Genomic DNA, 13,856 nt, shown 5'->3' with positions numbered 1-13,856 from the left:
CTCACTCCGCGATGCCCACCACCAGCCAGATGAACGCCGCCCCCGCGACCGTGCACAGCAGCGTGGAGCGGGCGGGGTGTTCGTGGTGGGCCTCGGGCAGGATCTCGGCCGCGGCGAGGTAGAGCAGTGCGCCGCCGAAGAAGCCGAGGTAGGCGCCGAGCAGCGGCTCCGGGATGGCGAAGAGCAGGGTCGAGGCCGCGCCGGCGACCGGGGCGGCCGCGGCGGCGAACAGTATCGTCAGCGCCCTGCGGCGGGTGTTTCCGTACAGGCGGGTGAGCGTGTACGTGTTGAAGCCGTCCGCGAAGTCGTGGGCGATCACCGCGAGCGCCACGGCCACGCCCATGCCGCCGCCGACCTGGAAGGCGGCGCCGATCGCCACGCCGTCCATCGCGCTGTGCCCGATCAGCGCGGCCGCCGCCGTCAGGCCCACCTCCGGGGTACGGTCGGCGCGGCGGGCGGCGAGCAGGCGTTGCACCAGATGGGCCAGCAGGAAGCCGGCCACGAAGAGGAGCAGCGCGGCCGGTACCCCGTAGAGCTCGGTGTCCGCCGCCGCCAGTGCCTCCGGCAGCACGTCCAGGCCGACGACGCCCAGCATCAGGCCGCCGGCCAGGCCCAGCACCAGGTGCCGGCGGTCGGTGACGCGCAGGGCCGTCCAGCCGCCCGCCAGCGTCATCAGGAACGCGCCGAGCGCGACGAAGACAGCCATGCGCCCTTGCTATCGGATCGACGGGTGTGTGCGCACTCCCCTCGCGCGAGGGGACCCCGATGGCGTCACCAGCCGCAGTACTCGTAGGACTTGTAGGAGAGGACCGATTTCCCATGGCCGATGCCCCCACCGGCAAGGTGACCTTCGTCGGTGCCGGCCCCGGCGCCGCCGATCTGCTGACATTCCGTGCCGCGCGCGCCATCGCCGAGGCCGATGTCGTGATCTGGGCGGCGAGCCTGGTGCAGGCGGAGGTCCTCGAGCACGCCCGCGAGGGCGCGGAGATCCTCGACTCGGCGACGATGTCGCTGGAGGACGTGGTCGCCGTGTACGAGCGCGCGCACGCCGAGGGTCTGCGGGTGGCCCGCATCCACTCCGGCGACCCGGCGCTGTGGGGCGGCACGCAGGAGCAGCTCGACCGGTGCGCCGAGGTCGGCATCGCGACCGAGGTCGTGCCCGGTGTGTCGTCGTTCTCGGCGGTGGCCGCGCTCGCGCAGCGGGAGCTGACCATCCCGGAGGTGGCGCAGTCGGTCGTCCTCACCCGGCTCGGCGGCGGCAAGACGCCGATGCCGCCCGGGGAGGAGGTACGCGAGTTCGCCAAGCACGGCACGACCATGGCGGTCTTCCTGTCGGCGGCCCGCAGCGGGCAGCTGGTGCGGGAGCTGCTGGAGGGCGGCTATCCCACGACCACCCCGGTCGTCGTCGCCTACCAGGCGACGTGGCCGGAGGAGCTGGTCGTGAAGTGCACGATCGGCACGCTGGAGGAGACGGTCAAGGAGCACAAGCTCTGGAAGCACACCCTGTTCCTGGTCGGTCCGGCCCTCGACGCGCACGGCACCCGCTCGCACCTGTACCACCCGGGGCACTTCCACGGGTACCGCAAGGCCGACCCGGAGGCCCGCAAGGCGCTGCGCGCGCGGGGTGCCCGGACATGATCAGCGTGGTCGGCACGGGTACCGGGGCGCCCGTGCCGGAGGAGTGGCTGGCCGGGGCCGAGCTGGTGGTCGGCGGGCGGCGGCACCTGGACGCGGGACGGCTGCCGGAGGGGGCCGAGCGGATCGTGCTCGGGCCGCTGGCGCCCGCGCTGGACGCCATCGGGGAGTACGTCGCGAAGGACCGGCCCGTCGCCGTGCTGGCCTCCGGCGACCCCGGGTTCCTGGGGATCGTGCGGACGCTGGCCGAGCGGTTCGGGTCCGAGCGGCTGCGGGTGCACGCCGGGGTGTCGTCGGTGGCCGCCGCGTTCGCGCGGGTCGGGCTGCCGTGGGACGACGCGGTGGTGGTCAGCGCGCACGGGCGCGCGCCCCGTACGGCCGTCAACGTGTGCCGGGCGCACCCCAAGGTGGCGGTGCTGACCGGGCCGGGCGCCGGACCGGCCGAGCTTGGGGCTGCGCTGCGGCACACCGGGCGGGTGCTCGTCGTCGCGTCCGCGCTGGGCGATCCGGTGCGGGAGCGCGTGGAGCGGGTGACGCCCGCCGAGGCGGCGGACCGGGACTGGGGCACGGCGGTCAGCGTCGTGCTGTCCCTCGACCCCGAGCGGGCCCTGGGTCCGGTGCGCACAGTGGCCGGTCCGCCGCCGGGGCCCGCCGGATGGGCCCTGGAGGAGGCCGCGTTCGCGCACCGCGACTCGATGATCACCAAGTTCGAGGTGCGGGCGCTGGCGCTGGCCCGGCTGGGTCCCCGCCTCGGCGACCTGGTGTGGGACGTGGGCGCGGGCTCCGGCTCGGTGGCCGTGGAGTGCGCGCGGCTCGGCGCGGCGGCCGCCGCCGTGGAGAAGGCGGCGGACGGGGTGGAGCGGATCCGCGCCAACGCCGCCGCGCACGGCGTGGACGTGCACGTGGTGCACGGGTCGGCGCCGGACGCGCTGGCGGACCTCGCCGACGACCCCGACGCGGTGTTCGTCGGCGGCGGGGGGCGCGAACTGCCCGCCGTCGTCACCGCGTGCGCCCGGCGCGCCCGGCGCACCGTGGTCGTCGCCGTGGCCGCGCTGGACCGGGTGCCGGCCGCGCGCGAGGCGCTGACGAGCGCCGGGTTCTCCTGCGACGGGGTGCTGTTGCAGTCGTCCCGGCTCGCGCCGCTGCCGGGGGACGTGACCCGGCTCGCGGCGACCAACCCCGTATTTCTGCTGTGGGGCGTGCGGCGTCCCGCCTGTTCTGAAGGAGTTACCCAGTGATCGGCCTCATTTCCGCCACCGCGGCGGGGGCGGCGGCGCGGGACCGGCTGGCCGCGGCGTGGCCGGACCGTACGCGTGTGTACGACGGACCTGCGGGGGACGCCGTGCGGCGGGCGTTCGCCGAGTGCGGGCAGTTGGTGTGCTTCCTGGCGACCGGGGCGGTCGTCCGGCTGGTCGCGCCGCTGCTGGGCGACAAGACGTCCGACCCGGGCGTGGTCTGCGTCGACGAGGGCGGGCGGTACGCCGTGTCGCTGGTCGGCGGGCACGGCGGCGGCGCCAACGAGCTGGCCCGCGAGGTGGGTTCGGTGCTCGGTGCCGAGCCGGTGGTGACGACGGCGACCGACGCCGTCGGGATCGCGGGCCTGGACACGCTCGGGCTGCCGGTGGAGGGCGATGTCGCCGCCGTGTCGCGGGCGCTCCTCGACGGGGAGCCGGTGGCGCTGCGGGCGGAGGTGGCGTGGCCGCTGCCGCCGCTGCCGGTTGCCGAGGACGGGCCGTACGCGATCCGGGTGACGGACCGTTCGGTGGAGCCCGCCGCGCGGGAGGTCGTGCTGCGTCCGCCGACGCTGGTGGTGGGCGTCGGCGCGTCCAAGGGGGCGCCCGTGGCGGAAGTGCTTGACGTGATCGAGGGCGCTCTGCGGGACGCGGAGCTGTCGGTGGCGAGCGTCGCCGAGCTGGCCACCGTGGACGCCAAGGCGGAGGAGCCCGGCATCGTCGAGGCCGCCGCCCGGCTGGGGGTGCCGCTGGTGACGTACGGCGCGGAGGAGCTGGCCCGTGTCGAGGTCCCCAACCCGTCCGACGCGCCGCTCGCCGCGGTGGGCACGCCGTCGGTGGCGGAGGCGGCCGCGCTGGTCGGCGGGGGCGAACTGCTCGTACCGAAGCGGAAGTCGGCGGGCCGGCCCGCCATGGCGACCTGTGCCGTCGTACGGCGGCCAGGGCGCGGCCGGCTCGCGGTGGTCGGGCTCGGGCCGGGCGCCCGGGACCTGCTGACCCCGCGCGCCAAGGCGGAGCTGGAGCGGGCGTCGGTGCTGGTCGGGCTCGACCAGTACGTCGGTCAGATCCGCGATCTGCTGCGGCCCGGCACCCGGATCCTGGAGTCCGGTCTTGGCGCGGAGGAGAAGCGGGCGCGCACGGCGGTCGCCGAGGCCCGCAAGGGGCAGGCGGTGGCGCTGATCGGCAGCGGGGACGCGGGCGTGTACGCCATGGCCTCCCCCGCGCTCGCCGAGGCGTCCGACGACATCGACGTGGTCGGCGTGCCGGGCGTGACGGCGGCGCTGGCGGCCGGGGCGATCCTCGGGGCGCCGCTCGGCCACGACCACGTCTCGATCAGTCTGTCCGATCTGCACACGCCGTGGGAGGTCATCGAGCGGCGGGTGCGGGCTGCGGCCGAGGCGGACATCGTCGTGACGTTCTACAACCCGCGCAGCCGGGGCCGCGACTGGCAGCTGCCGAAGGCGCTCGGCATCCTCGCCGAGCACCGGGAGCCGACGACGCCGGTCGGTGTCGTACGCAACGCGTCGCGGGCGGACGAGTCGAGCCGGCTGACCACGCTGGGCGCGCTGGACCCGGCGACGGTCGACATGATGACGGTCGTGACGGTGGGCAACACAGCGACCCGCGAGATCGCAGGCCGCATGGTGACGCCGCGCGGCTACCGCTGGCAGGCATCACAGGAGGGTGCCCAGTGAACCGTGTGGTCCATCCCATCGAGCAGGAGTCCTTCCGGCGGCTGCGCGCCCGTCTGGACACCTCGCACTTCCCGCCGCTGACCCGGGCGGTGGTGGAGCGGGTCATCCACTCCGCCGCCGACCTCGACTACGCGACCGACCTCGTCATGGACGAGGCCGCGTTGGAGACGGCGTACGCCGCGCTGCACGCCGGCGCGCCCGTCGTCGTGGACGTCGAGATGGTCGCCGCCGGCATCACCCGCCGGGAGACCGTCTGCCAGCTGAAGGACGCGAAGGCCGGTCCCGGGCTGACCCGTTCCGCGCACGCCATGCGGCTGGCGTACGAGCAGGTCGGGCCCGGCGCGCTGTGGGTGATCGGCTGTGCGCCGACCGCCCTGGAGGAGCTGCTGACGCTGGACGCCGATCCGGCGCTCGTCATCGGCCTGCCCGTCGGTTTCGTCGGGGCGGCCGAGTCCAAGGCCGCGTTGCGCGAGAGCGGGCTGCCCGCCGTGAGCAACGTGTCCGAGAAGGGCGGGTCGGCGGTCGCCGCCGCCGCGCTCAACGCCCTGCTGTACCACCGTTCCTAAAGACTGAACGGGAGTGAGTCCTGTTGCCAGAGCTCATGCTCAGCCGCGTGCCCCGAACGGTTGTGGGCACACTGGTCCCCCGCTTTCGCTCCGCATCCAGCGCCGACGGATCGTGTCCGCGGTCCGGGAATGCGGGGGCGGGCTTCCTCACGCCCCGGGACACTCGATGCGGCCTGGACGGTCCGATGCCCCACAGCATCACTCTGGTGCTGTGGGGGCGGTGCCGTCCGTCGCCGGATCGGGTACCCCAGGGCGCGCCTTCCGATCGCCACGGCGGCGGTGTCGTGGCGGGTGGTCTTGCGTGTCTCCGTGGTCAGGGGGTGCTTCCAGTGCTGGGCGCCCCAGCGGGACGTGTAGGCCGGATCGACGGCCACGACAGTGATGCCGAGCTCCGCGGCCATGGACACCAGTCTGCTACGCAGCTTTGCAGTGGGCAGACCGGAGACCAGTCGGCGGAACCGCTTTTGCCGCCCGTGCTTCTCGCGGGTGTTGTCCGCGGTGAAGTCCAGGTTCTCGATCGCGATGGACAGGCCGTGGCGCTTGGCCCAGTGCAACAGGCGGATGAGGGCATGCCGCACCTGGGCGTCGCGATGCGGTGCCTCGCCGGTCAGGTCGTAGTCGAACCTGCGAGGTTCGCCGACCGGGTTGCCGTGGGCGTCCAGGCGCCAGGCGGCGAGATGGTCGGCGTTGGTGTCCACGCCGATCAGCCCGGCAGTCCTGGCAGCCTCCAACGTCACGATCCTCACCGACGGGGTCTGCCAGGAAGCCGTCAGGTACCAGCGGTCAAGACCCACGTCGTAGTGAATGCGGTAAGCCACGGCGCGGTTCACGGTGATGCGGTCAATCCACTGCTCGCCCCGGTGCCGGAAGCCGACCCGGCAGGCAAGCACGTACCGGCCGTTGGGCGCATTCGCCAGGGCGGCCAGCTGCGCCGGAAGCTTGATGGTCACCTCACCATCCGGGGTGACACGGATCGTCTCGTTCCCGAACCGCCTCCCCGACTCGCCGTCCGCCTGAAGGAATCGGCGCTCGGCCTGCCACTGGCGCCGCCACTGTTCCTCGGTCAACTGGGCGGCTTCCAGATGGTGCCGCGTGCGCAGCAGCTTCTTGCCGCCGTGTGCCACCCGCACGCGTCCGGCCTCGTAATCGGCCCGTTCCTGCTTCAGCCGGTCCTCCAGCAGGTGCAGGCGCCGGGATTTGGTAAACCACTCCGCCTGGGAGCGATAACCGCCAGGCAAACCCTGGGAGCCCTTGGCTCCGATCGGCAGCGACAGCCGACGCCTGACCATGTCGACACCTGCCTGCAGCATCTGGATGCGGGCCAGCTGGCTGCGCCTGGCCAATGCCCATTGGTCGTGCGTCGCTTTGGTAATGCTCCCTGCCCAGCGGGAAGAGGACTCCTCGGTCAATACCCGCTTGCGCCGCGCCCACTGGTCATTGTCATGGTCGAGTCCGGCCGCGCAGCGGTCCTTCAGGTCCCGGGAGGCCAGGGAGCCGAGCAGGTCACCGACCAGGCACAGGGCCTTCTCGTCCTGCCCGGACAGGCCCTTGAGGCCGGCACGGATCGTAACCCCGGACGGGCCGGGCACCACGAACGGCGCCGCCACCTCGCGCAGCCCACCCATGTCCCATCCCCCGCAGGATCCCGAAAATGCCGTCACCACACCCCAACGAGCCCTTCCCGCAGAGGTCACGCATTCGACACAAGAACTCTCGTTCCCTCCAAGGCCCGCGCACCGTCGTCGACGGGCTCACCTACGCACACCAGAACACGCCCGAGACCTGTCAGCCGACGGCAGATCATGCCCACTCCGAAGGAGACCCTGTGACCACCCCGCCGCCCGCCCTGCTCATCGCCGGTCACGGCACCCGGGACGACGCCGGGGCCGAGGCGTTCCGCGACTTCGTACGGGAGCTGGGCCGCCGCCACCCCGACCTGCCCGTCGCGGGCGGCTTCATCGAGCTGTCCCCGCCCCCGCTGGGCGATGCCGTGACCGAACTGGTGGAGCGCGGTGTACGGCGGTTCGCCGCCGTTCCGCTGATGCTGGTGTCCGCCGGCCACGCCAAGGGGGACATCCCGGCGGCGCTGGCCCGCGAGAAGGAACGGCACCCGGGGATCTCGTACTCCTACGGGCGTCCGCTGGGCCCGCACCCGGCGCTGCTGAGCGTCCTGGAGCGGCGGCTGGACGAGGCGCTGGGGACCTCGGGGCGCAGCCCGCGGGACCGGGCCGACGTGACCGTGCTGCTGGTCGGCCGGGGGTCGACGGACCCGGACGCGAACGCCGAGGTGCACAAGGCGGCGCGGCTGCTGTGGGAGGGGCGCGGGTACGCCGGGGTCGAGACGGCGTTCGTGTCGCTGGCGGCGCCGGACGTGCCGAGCGGGCTGGACCGGTGTGTGCGGCTGGGGGCGAGGCGGATCGTCGTGCTGCCGTACTTCCTGTTCACCGGCATCCTGCCGGACCGGGTGCAGATGCAGACGGAGGGCTGGGCGGCCGCGCACCCGGAGGTCGAGGTGCGCTCGGCGGATGTCATCGGGCCGGAGCCGGAGCTGCTGGACCTGGTGATGGAGCGGTACGAGGAGGCGGTGCAGGGGGATCTGCGGATGAACTGCGACTCGTGCGTGTACCGGATCGCGCTGCCCGGCTTCGAGGACAAGGTGGGGCTGCCGCAGCAGCCGCACTACCACCCCGACGACGACGGTCACCACCATCACGGCCACCACCACGGCGGGCACGCCCACTCCCATGCGCACTGAGGGCGACGGGCACGACCTGCGGCACCACGGGGACGCCGAGGTCCGGGACGACGGACGGTCACTGGTCGACCTGGCGGTCAACGTGCGCGCCGGCACACCGCCCACCTGGCTGCGGGAGGTGATCGCCGGGTCGCTCGGCGGGCTGGCGGCCTACCCGGACGGGCGCTCCGCACGGGCTGCGGTGGCGGCCCGGCACGCGGTCTCACCGGACCGGGTGCTACTGACGGCGGGCGCGGCGGAGGCCTTCGTGCTGCTCGCTCGGGCCCTGAAGGTCCGCCGACCGGTCGTCGTGCACCCGCAGTTCACGGAGCCGGAGGCGGCGCTGCGGGACGCGGGTCACACCGTCGACCGGGTGCTGCTGCGCGAGGAGGACGGCTTCCGGCTGGGTCCGGGGGCGGTGCCCGAGGACGCCGACCTGGTCGTGATCGGCAACCCGACCAACCCGACGTCGGTGCTGCACCCGGCCGGCGCCATCGCCCGACTGGCCCGTCCCGGGCGGACGTTGGTGGTCGACGAGGCGTTCATGGACGCCGTGCCGGGTGAGCGGGAGGCGCTGGCCGGGCGGACGGATGTTCCCGGGCTCGTAGTCCTGCGCAGCCTGACGAAGACCTGGGGGCTGGCCGGGCTGCGCATCGGATACGTGCTGGCGTCCCCGGAGACCATCGCCGCCCTCGAACGCGCCCAGCCGCTGTGGCCCGTGTCCACGCCGGCGCTGGCCGCCGCAGAGGCGTGCGTGGGACCGCAGGCCCTGGCGGAGGCGGCACACGCCGCGCACCGCATCGCCGCGGACCGGGCCCACCTCGTGGCGGGGCTCTCCGGGCTCTCCGGACTGCAGGTCGTGGAGCCCGCCGAGGGGCCCTTCGTCCTCGTACGGCTGCCGCGGGCCGCCGTCGTACGCCGGCACCTGCGCGATCTCGGGTACGCGGTGCGGCGCGGGGACACCTTCCCCGGGCTGGGCGAGGAGTGGCTGCGGCTGGCGGTCCGGGACCGGGCGACGGTCAGCTCGTTCCTCCGGGCGCTGGAGCAGGCGGTGACATTGGCGCATCGCTGAGGCCAGGACTCTGCTACCCCCGGCTGACCAATGGACGGTTCGCCGAGCCCGTACCAGCCGAGGATCAGAAGGGCACCCCCGCCCGCTTGGCGAGTCGGGCCAGCCTCGGGTTGCTACGGCGGTGAAGTGAGGTCAGCACGCGCATCAGTTCCTGACTTGTGGGGTGTACCCGGGCCATCTCGGGCGCGATGTCCCACGCTTCTTCGAGAGACTCCAGGGCGGAGTCCCGGTCGCCGAGAGCCAGGTGCGACCGGCCGAGGTTCATGTACAGGGGGCCGACCCTCGTCGCGGGCAGCGTCAGCCCGCTCCGGATGAGGTCGTCGGCGGTGTCCAGCGCCGTGCGGTGCCGTTCCATGTCGGACGAGGTCGAGATCACGTGCATGGCCGTGTTCTCCGGTCCGAAGTGGATGCCGTGCTCGTCGATGTCCTCGGGGAACTCGTCGGCCGTCCGCCATGCTGCCTCGATATGACGGGCGGCGGCAGCCTTGTCCTTGATCCGTCCGGCCAGGGTCAGCCCGCGCAGGTGCAGGATGCCCAGGCCGAACGCCCGGTCACGCCCGCTCAGCGTCGACTCTGCCTGGCCGATCGCCCGATCGACGATGGCCAGCCCGCCGTCGAAGTCACCGGAGTTGAGGAACGCCCCGGCCTCGTCCCTTGCTGCCGTGACAGCGGAGATCGGGCGCCCTCGCTCGGCGGCCACCCGCTGCTTCATGATGGCCAGTTCAGCGAGGTGCATCCAGCGGTGCCGGGCAGCCAGCCAGTAAACCACGCTGTAGACGTCGGCAACGCGGGTCCAGGCGTCGGGCGACTGAGTGGCGTGTGCGTAGTTCGTCGTCTTCGTCAGGACGTCCGGCAGCTTCCGCAGCACAGCCGACAGCTCGGTCCTGTAGCGGTGCTCGTTCAGCTCGGCCAGCTCGCGCGGCAGGTCCTCAGGGTGCGGCGGAGACGCGTCCGGGATGTCGAACCGTCGGATGGCGTAGTTCAACGCGGTCAGGCTGTTCTCGTCCGTACGGGCGACCGGTGCCGTGCCGAGCAACTCGTCCAGGGTCAGCCCCATCGCGTGGGCGAGTGAGGCGGCGATGCCCTGGGTCAGTGCACGGTCGCCCACCTCGATCTTGCTGAGGAGCGAGACCGAAATGCCCGCCCGCCGGGCGAGAGCCACCTGGCTCAGGCCGCGCTTCTTGCGGCAGACAGCAACGTTCGTACCGGGTCCGGGAATCCTGGTCGCGCTCATAGTGTGCGTCTTCCCCACTCGACTTCCGTTACGTCCCATGCTCTCACCCCCACCCCTCGTGTGCCCGGCGGCTGTGCAAGAGCTGTGCAAGTTCGGTTCGCCCGGCGGAAGTTCTCTTGAGTGACCGACGTATGCGCAGGTGGGACGAGGAGTCATGAACAAGACGGAGAAGCCACCGACGATGCTGAGCCACGGCTCGCTTCCCTACCCGAGAGGCACGCTCGTCGAAGACACGGCCTCGGGACTCACGGGAGAACTCCAAGGCGTCATCGAGGAACGGCTGAAGGAGACCGGGCGGGTCATCAACCGACAGGCGTTCGTGCGGCCGAGAGGGGACGGGATCGAGTGGGACGCCCCTTTGAAGCGCATCCGGCGCGTCGAGAACGATTAAGCGTTCCGACCAAGCTCGCGGCCCTGATCACCCCTGGCGACGTGATCGGCTACGAAGGGGAATGGCGCACGGTCAAGGCGGCGCAGACCGACCGCGGGCCGATGGGCGGGGTGGCCGTGGTGGTCACCTGGGTTGAGGGCGGCACTGCCCGATTCCCGGCAGGTGATGAACTGCTGTTGGGCGAGCCGCAGCCACCCTCACTCCCGGCGTAGACGCGTCCTGGCTCTCCCCGGACACAGAGGCGTCACCGGTGTCTCGCCGCGCGAAGCCCCGGAAAAGTCGGCGGATTCCACGGGTCGTTGCAACACGTGGTCGGTTGATCATGACGCGAGGCGGTTTATGTAGACGCTCGGCTGGGGTTTCCCAGCCGAGCGTTTCGCGTGGGCGGCTGTTGAGTTCGGCGGCGACGGCGGCCAGGTGTTGGGGGCCGTGGGTGAACAGGTCAGTGCCTTTGGGATGTACTGCCGCGACAGGAGGGCTAGGTGTTCTGTCCAGGGATGTTGTGGACGGGTGATACAGGTCTCGGCTGAGGGATCTTGAAATGGGTGAGGGCCTTCTGGCTCGGTGTGGATTGCGACATCTACGCCGTACGACAGAAAGGCCCTCGTGCCCCACCGTAATGCACCCCTGACCGAGACCGGCCGCCTGCGTCTGGCCCGCTGCGTGGTCGACGACGGATGGCCTCTGCGGCGGGCCGCCGAACGTTTTCAGGTCTCGCCGACCACGGCCCAGCGGTGGGCCAATCGCTACCGGCAATACGGTGAGGCGGGCATGGCCGACCGTTCCAGCCGTCCGAACCGCAGCCCGCGGCGGACCCCGGCCCGCACCGAGCGGCGCATCGTCAAGGTCCGTGTGCTGCGGCGTTGGGGACCGGCCCGCATCGCACACATGCTGCACCTGAACCCGGCCACCGTGCACCGCGTCCTTGCCCGCTACGGCCTGGCCCGCCTCACCCACCTGGACCGGGCCACCGGCCGCGTCATACGCCGCTACGAACGCGACAAGCCCGGCGAACTGGTCCACGTGGACATCAAGAAGCTCGGCAACATCCCCGACGGCGGCGGACACAAGGTCCTGGGCCGGCAAGCAGGCCGCAAGACCCGTTCGAACGCCGGCTACAGCTACCTGCACACCGCCGTCGACGACCACTCCCGCCTGGCCTACAGCGAGATCCACTCGGACGAGAAGAAGGAGACCGCCACCGGCTTCTGGACCCGGGCCCACGCTTTCTTCGCCCAGGCCGGGATCACCGTCGAGCGGGTGCTGACCGACAACGGTTCCTGCTACCGCTCACGCGACTGGCGCGACCTGCTGGCGGCAGCAGGGCTCGCCCACAAGCGCACCCGGCCCTACCGGCCCCAGACCAACGGCAAGGTCGAACGCTTCAACCGCACCCTGCTGGACGAATGGGCCTACGCCCGCCCCTACCGCAGCGAACAGGAACGACGCGACGCCTTCCCACGCTGGCTGCACACCTACAATCACCACCGCGGACACACCGCGCTCAAGGGCCAACCACCCGCCAGCCGCGTCCCCAACCTCACGGGTCAGTACAACTAGGGCGGTCAGCGCGGTCTTCTCGGCGCTCTGCGGCGCCTGCACCTCGTTGAGGGAGACGGCGAGCGGGACGTTCACGGTCTTGTTGAGCAGGGACACATCGAGCCCGGTGCCCAGGACGACGGCGCTCGCGCGCCCCTGCTCGTCGGTAGCGTGCGCGGAACCCGCGCCGGCCAGCGCCGCGGGACCGGCGGCGAGGACGGCGGCAGCCGCCACGGCGGCCGAACGGCGGGCAGATCTGCGGAAGTTGACGCTGTTCAAGGGTGAGACTCCCGTGAGAGGCGAGCTTGGGACCCGGCGAGAATTAAGCGCCGAGAGTGAACCGTCAGCCACCAGAGGTGACTTCACCCCAACGTGTGGTTTTCGTGTGCTGTTTCGAATCTCCGCGCCGACAGGCGGCGGGGCACGAGCGCTCCTATGGTGGTGGTACAGGGCCTTGCGGCCCAGGTCGCGGGCCTCTCCTGATGTGCCTGGAGTCAGCCCATGACGCGCTCGTACAGACGCCTGCGCAGGGGGGCCGTCACCGCCGCGGCGGTGTGCATACTCGTGGTGCCGCTCGGGGGCGGAACCGCCTTCGGTGCGCCGTCGCTCGCGCCCACCACCGCCACCGGCATGGAACAGCCGTCACCCTCACCCTCGCCCACGGACGACTTCCGCGCGCTCACCCCCGAGGTGAAACAGCAAGTCGACGAGGCCGTCCAGCGGGTCATGCGCGAGGCGAACGTGCCCGGGGTGACCGTGGGGCTGTGGACGCCGGACAAGGGGAATCACGTGAGGTCGTTCGGTGTCGCCGACAAGGACAGCGGCCGGAGGATGTCGCCGGATCTGTACATGCGTATCGGCAGCGAGACCGAGACCTTCACCGTGACGGCGCTGCTGAAGCTGGTCGACGACGGCAAGGTCGAACTGGACGACACGATCGGCGAGTACGTCGACGGTGTGCCGGGCGGGGACCGGATCACCCTGCGCCAGCTGGCCGGGATGCGCAGCGGGCTCTTCAACTACACCGAGGACCCGGACTTCTTCAAGGCGCTGACGTCCGATCCTCAGCGGTCCTTCACGCCGCAGCAGCTGCTCGACTACGCGTTCAAGCACCCCGTGCTGTTCCAGCCGGGCGAGAAGTTCTCCTACTGCAACACCAACCTCATCCTGCTCGGCCTGGTCGTCGAGGAGGTCGGCGGACAGCCGGTCGGCGAGTACATCGAGGAGCACATTCTCGAACCGGCCGGCATGGACCGCACCCTGTTCCCGACCGACGCGGCGTTCCCGAGTCCGCACGCGCAGGGATACACGAACCAGACCGCGGACGGAAAGGTCGCCAACAGCACCGACTGGAACCCCTCCTGGGGCTGGGCGGCCGGCGCGATGATCTCCACGCTGGAGGATCTGCGGACCTGGGCCCCCACCGTGGCGACCGGCGTCCTGCCGGACGGCGACACCCTGATCAGCCCCGCCACCCAGGAGCAGCGGCTCGACACGCCGCGCACCGGCATCCCGGGCGCCGGGTACGGCCTCGGCATCTTCAACGTCGACGGCTGGATCGGACACAACGGCTCGCTGCCGGGCTACGAGTCCCTGACCATCTACCTGCCGTCGGCCCGGGCCACCATCGTCGTACTGCTGAACACCGACATCGACCACGACGACACGGAGCCCAGCACACTCCTGGGCGATGCGATCACGAAGATCGTCAGTCCGCAGCACGTCTTCAACCTGCCCGCGCAGCCCGCGGCTCGCTGAC

General features: G+C 71.9%; 13 protein-coding genes and 2 pseudogenes. 10 read left to right on the top strand and 5 right to left on the bottom strand.

What is annotated here, in order from left to right; translation table 11 throughout:
- Position 1 precedes the first annotated feature (1 nt).
- The gene (locus tag ACKTSN_RS35670; RefSeq protein WP_409472884.1) at positions 2–706 is read right to left on the bottom strand and encodes a ZIP family metal transporter; all 705 of its coding nucleotides are present in this window, start codon (positions 704–706) and stop codon (positions 2–4) included.
- 113 nt (positions 707–819) lie between these two features.
- Between ACKTSN_RS35670 and cobM the strand changes: the two genes are divergently transcribed.
- From cobM to ACKTSN_RS35650, 4 genes are read left to right on the top strand one after another with little or no spacing between them, the layout of a single operon-like run.
- On the top strand, positions 820–1,638 hold the full coding sequence (cobM, locus tag ACKTSN_RS35665; protein ID WP_409472883.1) for a precorrin-4 C(11)-methyltransferase: 819 nt from the start codon (positions 820–822) through the stop codon (positions 1,636–1,638).
- Entirely contained in the window at positions 1,635–2,873 is a 1,239-nt protein-coding gene (gene cbiE / locus ACKTSN_RS35660) for a precorrin-6y C5,15-methyltransferase (decarboxylating) subunit CbiE (protein WP_409472882.1), read from the top strand. Before cobM ends, cbiE begins: the two co-directional genes overlap by 4 nt.
- Complete coding sequence (gene cobJ / locus ACKTSN_RS35655) at positions 2,870–4,561, top strand: precorrin-3B C(17)-methyltransferase (protein ID WP_409472881.1); 1,692 nt, start codon at positions 2,870–2,872, stop codon at positions 4,559–4,561. The genes cbiE and cobJ overlap by 4 nt, the downstream gene beginning before the upstream one ends.
- Positions 4,558–5,127: a precorrin-8X methylmutase gene (locus tag ACKTSN_RS35650; protein WP_385509095.1), complete on the top strand. Its 570-nt coding sequence runs from the start codon at positions 4,558–4,560 to the stop codon at positions 5,125–5,127. Before cobJ ends, ACKTSN_RS35650 begins: the two co-directional genes overlap by 4 nt.
- On the opposite strand, the gene ACKTSN_RS35645 is transcribed toward ACKTSN_RS35650, so the two are convergent.
- Positions 5,124–6,752, bottom strand: coding sequence for an IS200/IS605 family accessory protein TnpB-related protein (locus ACKTSN_RS35645; protein ID WP_409472880.1), 1,629 nt, complete (start codon positions 6,750–6,752; stop codon positions 5,124–5,126). The two genes, ACKTSN_RS35650 and ACKTSN_RS35645, sit on opposite strands and share 4 nt — an antisense overlap.
- A gap of 200 nt (positions 6,753–6,952) precedes the next feature.
- On the opposite strand from ACKTSN_RS35645, the gene ACKTSN_RS35640 reads away from it, so the two are divergent.
- Together ACKTSN_RS35640 and cobC are read left to right on the top strand one after the other, a co-directional pair.
- On the top strand, positions 6,953–7,882 hold the full coding sequence (locus ACKTSN_RS35640) for a sirohydrochlorin chelatase (RefSeq protein WP_129797183.1): 930 nt from the start codon (positions 6,953–6,955) through the stop codon (positions 7,880–7,882).
- On the top strand, positions 7,872–8,933 hold the full coding sequence (gene cobC, locus ACKTSN_RS35635) for an Rv2231c family pyridoxal phosphate-dependent protein CobC (RefSeq protein ID WP_409472879.1): 1,062 nt from the start codon (positions 7,872–7,874) through the stop codon (positions 8,931–8,933). Before ACKTSN_RS35640 ends, cobC begins: the two co-directional genes overlap by 11 nt.
- A 64-nt stretch (positions 8,934–8,997) precedes the next feature.
- Here cobC and ACKTSN_RS35630 read toward each other — a convergent pair whose 3' ends face one another.
- The gene (locus ACKTSN_RS35630; RefSeq protein ID WP_409472878.1) at positions 8,998–10,167 is read right to left on the bottom strand and encodes a helix-turn-helix domain-containing protein; all 1,170 of its coding nucleotides are present in this window, start codon (positions 10,165–10,167) and stop codon (positions 8,998–9,000) included.
- A 154-nt stretch (positions 10,168–10,321) separates the two neighbouring features.
- Here ACKTSN_RS35630 and ACKTSN_RS35625 point away from each other — a divergent pair, with 154 nt between their 5' ends.
- Together ACKTSN_RS35625 and ACKTSN_RS35620 are read left to right on the top strand one after the other, a co-directional pair.
- Positions 10,322–10,558, top strand: coding sequence for a hypothetical protein (locus tag ACKTSN_RS35625; RefSeq protein ID WP_409472877.1), 237 nt, complete (start codon positions 10,322–10,324; stop codon positions 10,556–10,558).
- Between the two features lie 41 nt (positions 10,559–10,599).
- Positions 10,600–10,770, top strand: coding sequence for a hypothetical protein (locus tag ACKTSN_RS35620; protein ID WP_409472876.1), 171 nt, complete (start codon positions 10,600–10,602; stop codon positions 10,768–10,770).
- A gap of 124 nt (positions 10,771–10,894) precedes the next feature.
- Here ACKTSN_RS35620 and ACKTSN_RS35615 read toward each other — a convergent pair.
- Positions 10,895–11,031: pseudogene (locus tag ACKTSN_RS35615) on the bottom strand (IS30 family transposase); the annotation flags it as partial.
- 133 nt (positions 11,032–11,164) lie between these two features.
- Between ACKTSN_RS35615 and ACKTSN_RS35610 the strand changes: the two are divergent.
- Positions 11,165–12,118: an IS481 family transposase gene (locus ACKTSN_RS35610; protein ID WP_409472875.1), complete on the top strand. Its 954-nt coding sequence runs from the start codon at positions 11,165–11,167 to the stop codon at positions 12,116–12,118.
- On the opposite strand, the pseudogene ACKTSN_RS35605 reads toward ACKTSN_RS35610, so the two are convergent.
- Positions 12,119–12,376: pseudogene (locus tag ACKTSN_RS35605) on the bottom strand (SCO1860 family LAETG-anchored protein); the annotation flags it as partial. It abuts the gene before it with no gap.
- 222 nt (positions 12,377–12,598) lie between these two features.
- On the opposite strand from ACKTSN_RS35605, the gene ACKTSN_RS35600 reads away from it, so the two are divergent.
- Positions 12,599–13,855 carry a serine hydrolase domain-containing protein gene (locus tag ACKTSN_RS35600; protein WP_409472874.1) on the top strand — a complete coding sequence of 419 codons (1,257 nt, stop codon included), beginning with the start codon at positions 12,599–12,601 and terminating at the stop codon, positions 13,853–13,855.
- Position 13,856: the final 1 nt, after the last annotated feature.

Origin of the sequence: Streptomyces flavusporus, assembly GCF_046267975.1 — a bacterium.
In the GTDB taxonomy this organism is placed as follows: Bacteria; Actinomycetota; Actinomycetes; order Streptomycetales; family Streptomycetaceae; genus Streptomyces; species Streptomyces flavusporus.
This window is presented reverse-complemented; position numbering and strand designations above follow the sequence as displayed.